The organism is Bacillus cereus group sp. BfR-BA-01356 (assembly GCF_022663635.1).
In the GTDB taxonomy this organism is placed as follows: domain Bacteria; phylum Bacillota; class Bacilli; order Bacillales; family Bacillaceae_G; genus Bacillus_A; species Bacillus_A cereus.
In genome coordinates this window covers 1-12,350 of record NZ_JAKUFX010000155.1, presented here as the reverse complement: position 1 = coordinate 12,350, position 12,350 = coordinate 1, and the positions used below count along the sequence as shown (strand labels likewise).

The window sequence follows — 12,350 nt, the reverse complement described above, 5'->3', positions numbered from 1 at the left end:
TCAGACCCCTATCACATTGGAATGATAGGCGCATGTAGGAGTCTCATAGACATGACTTGAATTGGAATATTAGTCATGACAGGGAATTTTCACCCTGTAAATCGTTTAAAGTGTTGTAACCAATCTTAATAAGATTTGGCCCCCGCTTTTCGTGTTTAAGCTACACTTATAGCGGAACGTGCCGCACTGCCCGTGCTCATTTCCCCCTGCAAGATGATTCCCTTTTGTACTTGTAAAGCTTTTGCTACACCTGTTGCTACATGTGCTTGTACAGGGAATAATGGTCTTTGATATGTATCAAAATGAGATAATGCCTGATCTTTCATCGGTTGATGTAAGGGCTCATCCAATTTTGTAACCTTATCAAGCATGTCAGGTGAATATTCCAATAGGTATTCATTTAAATCATTAATTTCATTGATTTTTTCACCTGTACCTTCTTGCGGAAATTGACATTTCCCAGAGCGTATCATTTCTGATAAAAACTCTTTACAATCCGTTTCTTTTAGTAAGACTTGCGCAATCGTTAGAGAAGAAAACTCATTCTTATCAAAATACACCTCTAACGGTTGTAATAGATCTCTTGTTAGCATCTCCTCATAAATTGGCCTCGCCCATTCTTCTAAGATCGGTAAACCATACGGAGGAGCCATTAGGAAATCCCTTACTTGTTTCTCTGGCGCTTCGTCAATTGCAACAATATACTTTTCTTCTAATTCTCTAGAAAATGCAATAATTGCCTTCTTCTTATTTGCTGTTTGTGTGTTAATAAATTCAAACTGACCTTTTGAGTTTACATTCACTTTTTTATCTAAAATGTAATGTAATTCTTCTTTTTTTCCCTCTCCAAAATACAAACGATTAGTTCCCATTGATATGGCAGCACGGAATGACTTTAATGTACTGTCATTCGCACCTAGTACTGCAAATTGGATTTGTTGATGACGATTTACTGCCATTGCAAAACAAAAAGCTGTATGTGAGGCAACGGCTGTCTCCAATTGCAACATTGCTGGTGTTTGTTCCTGGTCAAATGTATCTTGTTGAATTATTTCTTGTATCATAAGTTTCCCTCCTAAAATAAAAAACGCATCTTATTCGATACGTCTCATGTCCTACTCATTCAATTTATTGGCTAAAAATCTATAAACTGTTTCCACTCTGGTAATGATTGTTCAGCCGCATGTAGCATATTACCTGCACCTTGGAACGCTGAGAATTGCTCTAATACTTCCAAATATGTACCTGCACCTAATTGAGAAGCACATAAACAAATGACTGTAAGTACAATAGCAATACGAAACATACGATTACTAAATTCCCATACGATAAATAATGCTCCTATTCCTAATAGTACAGACATAGCCTTCTTCCTTTCCTAGACAAGTTCTTTGACTTCACCGGTCGGTGTTGCGATGATAAATTTCGCGCGGCGTTTTTGTAAAACAACTTCTTTCGTTGTTTTTTGAAGTGGCTCAAATGAAGTTTCATAATACACATTCTCAGATCCACGGACCGCATGGAGTGTATCTCCTTCACCCAGTAAGCCGTCTGCCACACCTGTTATCAGCAATAGTCCTAATTGTCCGGAAGCAATCGGCATTTTCGCTCTTTCAGCAGCTGTTTTCTCACCTTGAAGTGAGTAACCATTCCCTCTATTTAAACGCTTTTTGAACGACGAGATACCTTCCGATTTCCCAACTCCTTCATAAGCACTTTTATAATCCACTCGTGATGTAAAAATAAGTTTGTTTTGATGACGCAATTCTGGTATAGCCCAGTCCTTACGATTTACCATTTCTGCTAATGTATTTACATGTTTTTTGACGAAAGAAAGGTCAGACATATTTTCGCAAAAATTAGCAAATCGATCATTGAAATATGTATCATTCTTCGTAGCTGCACGCTTACGGCCAATAAAAACACATTGCTTAAATTGCTCAAATTCTTCATTTTCATCGCCAAAACGCATTAATCCTATTTCCTCATAATGTTTTGCTATAAAATAGCTAATATCGTCCCTAGCAAATTTGTCGTATGGAATGACATACACCATAATCCCACCATCTTGTAAATAAAGGTGAGCACGCTTTAGGAAGTTGAACTCCATTTTCTCTGATTTTGTATTTTCTGTACGAAGCTCCGTATTATAAGGAGGATTTAAAAAAATAAGCGGAAAGTAGTCATGACTAATCATCATACTTTCAAAGTCCGAACATACCACTTCATCTAATTGCTCTTTTGCTTTTCCATATCGATTTGCATCTACTTCCACACCATATGTATCAATTTGTATGCTAACCTGTCTCACCTCATCTGCAAAACTTCGTAAAATTGTACCTTCTCCACAACATGGATCAAAGCAAGCATAAACTCGCTCTGGTTCCATTTGTAATAACTGTATTAAGTGTTTCCCTTCTAATAGTGGTGTTGGATAATATCCCGCCGCTAAATCGTTACCTATGCGCATTATATATTTCCCTCCAAAGTTCTTTTTGCAATAAAAAAAGGAAGATCCAAGTATATACATCACTTAGTTCTTCCTTTTACCCTCTATAAACTACCTCGACTTGCTTAAAATGGTAGTTCATCATCTGTAATCTCCGATAGCTCTTCCATACCAGCAAAAATATCATCCGGCTCTTGGGATTGCTCTTTTGTTTCCTGCTCTTTTGGATCATCTAATACTGTCCAAATCTTATCTTTTTTCATATCTATATCCCTCTATCCTTCTTACTTTTCTGTTTCATAAATAAGTTCTTCGTAGTCAAAAAGATAATCTTTCAACTTACGCATGATTTTACGAAACTTTGGTTCGGCTACGATCTTAGTACCACTATAAAAACTTTGTTGCCCAACAAAGCGCCATAAGATAACATAGCCTATGTTCATTTCCTGTATCCCTTCAATAAATAATGCGATTTCTTGAATGGCTTCTTTTTCATTCATAGCATGTGGTTTAAAGTATTGAAATTTACCAACTGGTAATATAATTTCAGCCTCGAAACAACCTCGCATTTGATTTAATCTTCCTCTTGTTTCAGATGACATTGTAGATGTAGCATATGACTTCTGTTGATATGTCTCATTTGCCTCTATTCGTGTTTTATGCTCCTCTACTGTTGGTACTAGTCGTAAGTGTCTACAATCTTTTTTCATTTTGTTTTATCTCCCCTAACTGTTTAATTTGCTATATTTTGATACATGGCCCCGCCTGCGAACTTGAAAACAACACAAAAAGAGCTTCTTCAAGTCGATTAATAATGTGTATAGCAAAATAAGCTATATATACACTAATCGGCTCAAAGAAGCCCTTTCAAAATTGAAACAAGACGCAACTTGCTTCTACAACTCAACCACAACACAATAAGGTGTGGGAATAAACGGAATCAATTAAACTAACAATATACCTATATATTATATAATATCGTTATATATTTCAAGAAATTTTAATTAAAGTTAACGCATTACCAAAAGACTCCTTCTTTCTCAAGATTGTGAAGAACGTTAATCAAAAGGTATTTAATGCGTTAGACTTAATAAAATACTATCAAGTGTCTTACCACTTTCAATCCAAACACCTACTAGAGGTGTGACGGCCCATACAATTCCTTTAGACGTTTAGCACTAGCAATTTCAATTCACGTAACTATAAGAGGTGCGACACTAACTTTTTGGGTTGGAAGGCTGGCTTTAAAAATTTCAATCCGCGCACCTGCAAGAGATGTGACTTTCCTTTAATAAATTGATAGAGTATCTCCTTATAAGAAGATACTCTATCAACTATTCTGACGCTTTTTATTACATCCCATTAATAATCTCAACTATTAAATCATCTAATTCATGTACCAGTACAGTATAATCATCGATTGTTTTTGGCTCGTCAATATTCCGTTTAACCTCTAATAAACGATGTATTTTTGCAGAGGAGTATTGACCAAGTTTTGAACTATATGATCCCACCAACAAACTCTATGTACTTCTATAATTCCTTCAGGGCGTGCTGCTGATGCATCATTTTCAATCAATGGAACCAGTGCATTTTTCATCATCTCCGCATCTTCGTTAGTAAAACCTGTCTTTTCTGCTAACTGTGTATTAATACTTCCATAAAAAAACATAGACTCCAAAATCAACACGATGCTTTATCCCCGTTGTATCTGAACCTTTATCCTTCCCAAGCTCAGAATTTACACTTTTCTTAATCTGCATACAAGTAATATCAATCGGATCAACACTTGTTGCTGTATGAATTGAAACAGGTTCTCTTACTCCAACAGAGACACTAAATTACTATCAATTATCTTATCAGCCTTACTCCACACACCTACAAGAGGTGCGATATTCTTTGTGTGTTACTGTTGTATACGACTTAAAATTTCAATCCATGCACCTATATAAGGTGCGACAGAGGAGCATAAAACACGAATGGAAAATAACCAATTTCAATCCACGCACCTATTTAAGGTGCGACATCCCTGCTTCTATCATTCTCGGTCAAATGGTCTTTATTTCAATCCACGCACCTGCAAGAGATGCGACTTTCCTTTAATAAATTGATAGAGTATATCTTTATAAGGATACTTTCGTTCAACTATTCTGACGCTTTTTATTACATTCCATCAATAATCTCAACTTTTAAACCATCTAATTCATGTACCAATACAGTATAATCATCAATTGTTTTTGGTTCGTCAATATTCCGTTTAACCTCTAATAAACGGTGTACTTTTGCAGAGGAGTATTGACCAAGTTTTGAATTATGATCCCACCAACAAACTTTATGCACTTCTATACTTCCTTCAGGGCGTGCTGCTGATGCATCATTTTCAAACAATGTAACCAGTGCATTTTTAATCTTCTCCGCATCTTCGTTAGTAAAACCTGTCTTTTTTGCTAACTATGTATTAATACTTCCATAAAAGACATATACTCCAAAATCAGCACGATACTTCATACTCATCGTATCAGCACCTTTATCCTTACCAAGATCAGAATTTACACTTTTCGTAATCTGCATACTAGTAATATCAATCGGATCAACACTAGTTGCCGTATGAATTGAAGTAGGTCCCCTTACTCCAACAAAAACACTAAATTACTATCAATTATCTTATCAGTCTTACTCCATACACCTACAAGAGATGCGACGAAAGTAATCTAGATAAGGCAGCAAGTAATTTAATTTCAATCCATGCACCTATATAAGGTGCGACTTGTTTTTCACAAAGCATTAATACCAGCTACATATTTCAATCCACGCACCCATATAAGGTGCGACTTCTTTTGATCCGTAAGAACGTTCCATTTCCATATTTCAATCTACACACCTATATAAGGTGCGACGTCCCTTCCATCGGCGGCAGCTCATATTCAATTATATTTCAATCCACGCACCTATATAAGGTGCGACTCGATTCCACTTGTTCAGGCTCTTTGAATATCATATTTCAATCCACGCACCTACTAGAGGTGCGACATCCATTTGTTGTTACTTATGAACTACCGCCAATGATTTCAATCCACGTACCTACAAGAGGTACGACTTTTCTTTAATAAATGGTTGATTAACTTTTTAATAAATACGCTTTCCTTCAATTATTCTAACGTTTTCTTCATTACAGTCCATCAATAATAGCCACTTTTAAAATATCTAATTCTTTTACCAAAATGTTATAGTCATCAATTATTTTTGGTTCGTCAATGTTCCGCTTAATATCCAGTAAACGGTGTACTTTTGCGGAAGAGTACTGGCCAAGTTTTGAATTATGTTTCCACCAACAAACTTTATGTACTTCTATACTTCCTTCAGGGCGTGCTGCTGACCCATCATTTCCAAACAATGTAACCAGTTCATTTTTAATCTTTTCCGCATCACCTTTGGTAAAATCTGTCTTCCTTGCTCATTGCATATGAATACTTCCATAAAATATATAAGCTCCAAGATCAACACCATGCTTCATCCCCATCGTATCTGAACCTTTATCTTTCCCAGGCTCAGACATTACACTTTTCGTAATCTGCATACTAGTAATGTCAATCGGATTAACACTAGTTGTCGTATGAATTGAAGTAGATCCTCTTACTCCAACAGAGACACTAAATTACTATCAATTATCTTACCAGTCTTAATCTACGCACCTATATAAGGTGCGACTTCGATTGAACAAAAATTGATTCTTCCATATCCTATTTCAATCCACGCACCTACATGAGGTGCGACGATACCGTTTGAATCGATGTTTCTCATAGTGTCATTTCAATCCACGCACCTGCAAGAGATGCGACTTTCATTTAATAAATTGATAGAGTATATCTTTATAAGAATACTTTCTTTCAACTATTCTGACGCTTTTTATTACATTCCATTAATAATCTCAACTTTTAAATCATCTAATTCATGTACCAATACAGTATAATCATCGATTGTTTTTGGCTCGTCAATATTCCGTTTAACCTCTAATAAACGATGTACTTTTGCAGATGAGTATTGACCAAGTTTTGAATTATGATCCCACTAACAAACTTTATGTACTTCTATACTTCCTTCAGGGCGTGCTGCTGATGCATCATTTTCAAACAATGTAACCAGTGCATTTTTAATCTTCTCCGCATCTTCGTTAGTAAAACCTGTCTTTTCTGCTAATTGCGTATTAATACTTCCATAAAAAACATAGACTCCAAAATCAACACGATGCTTCATCCCCATCGTATCTGAACCTTTATCTTTCCCGGGCTCAGAATTTACACTTTTCGTAATCTGCATACTAGTAATATCAATCGGATCAACACTCGTTGCCGTATGAATTGAAACAGGTCCTCTTACTCCAACAGAGACACCTTTTCCAGCTCCCCCTTTAAAGGCAAAAACTTGTCCAAAGCTTCTTACATCAATCCACTCTTTACATGCAATTGCAGCAAATTGTTCATGTGGATTATCCTTCGATTTTAACGCTTTGACTAAATCTACATTGGTTTCTGCTCGTTCCCTTAAACTATTAAATTGGTCTACCTTCCTGTCATTTGATTGAACAAAAATAGATTCTTCCATGTCTTGCAGACGATTTCTAATCTTTCGTTTAATGGCTACATCAGAGATTTCACCATGTCCATCATAATTTTGTCTTGGGCGATTTCCATTCAAAGGATCTCCATTTGGATTAGCTTTTGTAACTGATAGAACAACTGCAAAATCGATTTTGTGATCTAAAGTTTTCATTTTTAATTCTCCTCTCCAATATTTACTACATCATTTAGTGAAACATTTTTTTCTTTTTTTTGATACAATTCATGCCGTTGACTATAAAAGCCTAACAAGTATTTTCCAGACAGTGGTTTATTATTAAAATCTTCAATTTTTATCATTGAGCCAATCTCATCAATTAATTTGTTATAATACCAAACTTTCTCCCCTAAACGTGCTTGATACGGTTGTAGGGCCCCTTGAATGGTCCTCCATGTTCTTTCCGGATGTTGTGAAAAGGAATTCATATATCTCCTAGCATTTGTAGCACGTTGGTCACCATTATTTAATGCCTTTCTTTCCAAAACATCCGCAACCGCTAGAAGGCGTCCGAAGAGATAATCTCTATTATTATTTTCCTTATCTAATACCAATTGATATCCCTCCATTTTATTAATTAATGCACATGTAATACTTAATGTTTTTTCCCATTCCCATTTTTCCATTGATAGAGGGTTTGATGCACGCTGAAAGGCACTTCTAACAATGTCGAAAGGGATTTTTCTCTCATCTATGATGCAAGGAAGCATACGCTCCATCAAACTCTTGACTACTTTTTCGTTTGCTTTTGGCCCATAAGCAGCAAATGCAATATCTCTGGTTGACGGTGTCCCATAAAATTTAACAAATTCATTATCTGCATTTTTACGGTAACCATGCTCCCAGACACATGTAGAATGCCAGTTCTTCAACCTATTTAAATAAAGGTTTTTATCCATATTACGATAGTAAAGAACCGCTAATCTACCTGTTGTCGCTGAATCAAGCAAGAGAATATTTACATTTTCACTGGAAGATAAATTATTTTTATAACCATCAATTGCCTTAGCAACTTCATTGGCAAATTGTTCATGTGTATAGGATTTTATTTCTCGCTTTTTAGTTCCTCTTATATCCATAGAAAATATACTGTAACTATCCTCTACAATATCTGGAACATCTTCTGCATCATTGCCCCATACAAGAAATACACGTTGATCGATAATTTTTCCTTGCTTGTTAATAAGCCATTTCAATGCATTATGTGCTTTTTGGGACACATCATAGCTAATATTCGCTACTTCATTTGACGTAGTAAATCTTCCTCTAAATGTGAAACCTCTTAAATCATTTGAAGAGATTAACTTTGCTTGATCACTGGCATTTCTAATCTTTTTCGCATGTTTATCAGTACTCGGTTTTATTTCCCCTGTAACATAGCAGTAATCTTCATTATCTAGGAGGCCATCATAGAAATTAATAAAGGAGTTATGTATTTCTTTGTCTTGCCATACCTTTGATAGCATCTTATTTGGAGAATACACGGTAAATCTAACAAACGCGGCTTCTTGGCCAGCTGGAAGCACTGTAAAGATTTCGGGCTTGTTCCCCAGAAAAACTTCAACTTTTTTATCCCATTTTCCAATCAGCTTTTGGTTTTCATCAAGCCATAATATTTTGGTTTCTACCAAGTCTTTCACTAATTGTTTTTTTCTTAAGTATTTGTAAATGCTTTTTAATTTATCTGTAGAATATGGGGATTCTACCCAATTCCTTAGGTGTTCGATATAATAGCCAAATGACTCCTCTTCTTTTTTACTGCCGCCGTATTCACCAAAATCACCTGCAACGTAAGTTAATTTATCATGTAATGGATGAGGAACTTTATACGCTCCGGTACCAGACCTACTTGCAGAGTCTTCTGTACAAGGGATCAATGTATTGGCGTCGCTCTTATCTATGACTGTTGCTGAATGGAACTCCCCTTCTTCTGTAATTAAAACTTCAATATTTGCTGACTGAGTAGTGTGGGAAATAGGTAGCAATGTATATTCTTGGCCATTATATTTTTTTTCAATTTTACCGACTCGATCTAAATTTGATTGATAGGTCTCATACAAATTCAATAGCCAACTCATTTATTCACCTCCTTCTTCTAATTGTTTTATAAGCTCATCAACTGATTCAACGTTTGAACTGTCAAAAATCTTTGGATCCATCTTGGATATTTTACGGATTTTTGTACATTCTTCTGGTCGGATGAATTGAATAATTCCATCTCTCATTACCGGATTCCATAATCGAACTTCTAATTCATTCCTACCTGTTTCATCAGGATAATTAAGCCCATGAACCATTGTGCCTAAATGAATATCTCCACCATAATTATCGTAAAAGCCTTCTCCTTCGCCAAAAACACAAGGCTCCACATATCCTTGGCATTCTCTCGTTCCTAAAAAAATGTCTCGCCGTCCTCCAACTTTAAGTGAACGTTTTAGGATGTTATGATGCTTATATTCATTACGATCAAAAGCTAAATCAGGTCGATGATGATTAAAGATAAAATGAGCCTGAACTTGGTATCTTACATTCTTTAAATATGTGTAATTTGCGAGTGTATTTCCACCACCATATTCAATTGGACGAATACCTTTTGATTCCATTTTGATTGCATTCATAATTCTTATTTTATCTACAATCATAAGAAGAGTTGGCTTCCAGTAGATTGATTCAACAATCCCTTTGATAGCTTGATAAGTTGGTACTTGGTAAGTTAACTTTTCTCCTCCCATTTTCATCAAAGGATCTGTGAAAAGTGCGTAATCACCAAAAACCTCAAATTCAATAGAATTCCGCAAAGATTCTTCCTCCTTTTTCATTTTCATTTTCTATATTTTTCTAGTAAATTAATGATACTCCTCCTATGTAACTATATCAATATTTAGCGATTATATATTATATGAAATTTAAGAATTCTTTTGATGTGGTATAAAAACATCGATTAAAAACCCTATCTCAAACAAAGATAGAGTTTAAAATATAGCTGTCTTAAAATCGCTCTCATTAAGCACATTCAAACCATATTCATCATTATAAGCACTTTCCTTCAAGGCTAGAATTTTCCCATCAAGATAGTATACGAGTCCATCATTTATTATCAATTTTTCTTTTTCATAGTTGAATACGTTAACTGTATACTGCTGTGCCTTTCGTAATAATCGAGTCAGATCCTCAATGGAATTATTGCTATTTAATTCTGCGATAATATCCTTTCCTTCTTCATATGGGACAATAACTGAAGTGGTTATATCATCAATGACGTTAAAATGTTTGGCCGCTGTCTGGTAGCTATTTATAATAAATAATGGAATATCTTTTTTATCATGTTTATGAATATATGCTCGACGATAGCTATTTTCTATTCTTGGTACGGATAATAACTCAGTCATGTTCTTTTTTAGTTTTGGAATAAAGTAATCTAAATCTGATTCAAATTCTCTATAATATTCTTTAAAATACCTCTTCATTGCCTCTCTTGATAAAATATGTCCTCCATGTATTTTATCGTTATGTTTTAAATCCATAAGGATTTTCTTCGTAATTTTCTTTCCAATTTTAATTTCCTTTAAATGACTTAAGTTTTCCTCTTCATAATCAATCACATAGACATTCTGTATGCCCTTTTCCCCGTGGCGATTACATCTTCCTGCAGCTTGTGCTATAGAATCTAACCCTGATAAAGAACGAACAACACACTCAAAACTCACATCTACACCTGCTTCGATTAACTGTGTGCTGATGCAAATGATTTTTCTTCCTTCTTTGAGACATTCTCTAACTTCTTCTAAAATTTTATGTCGATGTGCTGCACACATTGTTGTGCTTAAATGATAAATAGGGATATTTAATCCTTGACTCTGTAATTGTGTATATAAATCTCTCACAACTGATTTTGTATTTAGAACAATGAGGATACTTTGTACTTCCTCTATTTTTGTATGTATAAATGTTTTGAGTTTATCTTTATTAAAGATTTCATTAGTTGCTTGATCAATGATTTTCACCCTTTTAAATGCTTCAATTACATGATCAAGGTTATTAATCATTTCAGCATCCGTATTTATGTCTAATTTTTGTTCTACAAAGTCCAAAGCAGGTTGAGTAGCAGTGCAGAGGACTATACTGGAACGAGTATATATTTTTAAAAAATTCAATGCTTGATTAAATAATGAAACACATGAAACAGGAACTTTTTGCACTTCATCAAAAATAATAATTGCCTCACTTAAATTATGGAGTCTTCTAGTATTTCTATTTCCCTTTGCGTAAAACACATTTAGAAACTGAACCATGGTTGTAAAAATAATAGGAGAATCCCAATTATCTTTAGCTAATTTTAATTTTTGTTGTATGCTAACCACACCGTCTTCATTTTCATCATGCTCATTCACTTCTTCAACTATATTTGAATGATGTTCTAAAATATTTTCTTCATCCTCTAATATTCTTCGAACCTCTTCCGCATTTTGCTCGATAATTGTTGTAAAAGGTACAACATAAATAATTCGTTTTTTATTATGGGTGTTTGCATGTTTTAGTGCATACCTTAAGCTTGCTAATGTTTTACCACCACCAGTTGGAATAGATAACGTATATATTCCTGATGGCCTCTCAGCGAACTGATCACACTGATCTGACATGTCTGCTCTCAACATGTTAATAGGGGTATTTGCATTCTGCTGTTTTTTGAAAGAATTGATTTTTGTCATGAGTCTCTCGTAGTATTTCTCAAATAACTCATCAACATTTATTACGGATTCTACACTTTTTTCTTCTTCAAATAATCGGGTGTTTGTTCTATCGGCATCAATTAATGTACTAAAGATGAATTTAGTTAAAAACATTAATTGTTTTTCAGCATTTTCTGGGGATTCTTTAAGTAGGAAACTTTCTAGTTCTACAGTAGCTTTGTCCACATACTCATGAAAATCTTTCTCTTTCATGACATGTTTAAAAAAGAATTGTTGTGTAACATCAAATCCTCTTAATTGCTTATCTCGCACTCTATTTAAATAGGGCGATTCTAAATCTGGATTTAAAAAATCTTGAAGGTATCCGTGGTGAGAAATAATAGCATTTCCCACTATCTCAGATATTATCCCTTTGTAAGGAATCATATTTTCTGTATGGAATAATTGATATAACAATTTCCCCCCTGCAGTTGAATGGTCAACACTCCCCTCGTATATTAATATTTAAGCCCTATCTCAGGCTTAGTTTTACTCTCTAATAAGAGTCCAGTAATAAAGAAAATACTTGGACGTCTCAAGATATTTCTAGATAATGG

Annotated in this window: 7 protein-coding genes and 5 pseudogenes; all 12 read right to left on the bottom strand. The window is 34.8% G+C overall.

Annotated features, from left to right (window positions below):
• Positions 1–179: 179 nt before the first annotated feature.
• Positions 180–1,064, bottom strand: a pseudogene (locus MR168_RS29385) (hypothetical protein); the annotation flags it as partial.
• Positions 1,065–1,135: 71 nt separating this feature from the next.
• Positions 1,136–1,363 carry a hypothetical protein gene (locus MR168_RS29380; protein ID WP_000114815.1) on the bottom strand — a complete coding sequence of 76 codons (228 nt, stop codon included), beginning with the start codon at positions 1,361–1,363 and terminating at the stop codon, positions 1,136–1,138.
• A gap of 15 nt (positions 1,364–1,378) precedes the next feature.
• Entirely contained in the window at positions 1,379–2,470 is a 1,092-nt protein-coding gene (locus tag MR168_RS29375; protein WP_001219637.1) for a DUF6094 domain-containing protein, read from the bottom strand.
• Positions 2,471–2,574: 104 nt separating this feature from the next.
• Positions 2,575–2,712 carry a hypothetical protein gene (locus MR168_RS29370; protein ID WP_000710813.1) on the bottom strand — a complete coding sequence of 46 codons (138 nt, stop codon included), beginning with the start codon at positions 2,710–2,712 and terminating at the stop codon, positions 2,575–2,577.
• A gap of 21 nt (positions 2,713–2,733) precedes the next feature.
• Positions 2,734–3,159, bottom strand: a complete 426-nt coding sequence (locus MR168_RS29365; protein WP_000710696.1) for a DUF6018 family natural product bioysynthesis protein — start codon at positions 3,157–3,159, stop codon at positions 2,734–2,736.
• A gap of 642 nt (positions 3,160–3,801) precedes the next feature.
• Positions 3,802–4,284, bottom strand: a pseudogene (locus tag MR168_RS29360) (type I CRISPR-associated protein Cas7); the annotation flags it as partial.
• 328 nt (positions 4,285–4,612) lie between these two features.
• Positions 4,613–5,092: pseudogene (gene cas7c, locus MR168_RS29355) on the bottom strand (type I-C CRISPR-associated protein Cas7/Csd2); the annotation flags it as partial.
• Positions 5,093–5,618: 526 nt separating this feature from the next.
• A pseudogene (locus MR168_RS29350) lies at positions 5,619–6,098 on the bottom strand (type I CRISPR-associated protein Cas7); the annotation flags it as partial.
• Positions 6,099–6,358: 260 nt separating this feature from the next.
• A pseudogene (cas7c, locus tag MR168_RS29345) lies at positions 6,359–7,219 on the bottom strand (type I-C CRISPR-associated protein Cas7/Csd2).
• A 2-nt stretch (positions 7,220–7,221) separates the two neighbouring features.
• Positions 7,222–9,141, bottom strand: a complete 1,920-nt coding sequence (gene cas8c, locus MR168_RS29340; protein ID WP_000118651.1) for a type I-C CRISPR-associated protein Cas8c/Csd1 — start codon at positions 9,139–9,141, stop codon at positions 7,222–7,224.
• Positions 9,142–9,861, bottom strand: a complete 720-nt coding sequence (gene cas5c, locus MR168_RS29335; RefSeq protein WP_003319726.1) for a type I-C CRISPR-associated protein Cas5c — start codon at positions 9,859–9,861, stop codon at positions 9,142–9,144.
• Positions 9,862–10,035: 174 nt separating this feature from the next.
• Entirely contained in the window at positions 10,036–12,210 is a 2,175-nt protein-coding gene (gene cas3 / locus MR168_RS29330; RefSeq protein ID WP_242291697.1) for a CRISPR-associated helicase Cas3', read from the bottom strand.
• Positions 12,211–12,350 lie beyond the last annotated feature (140 nt).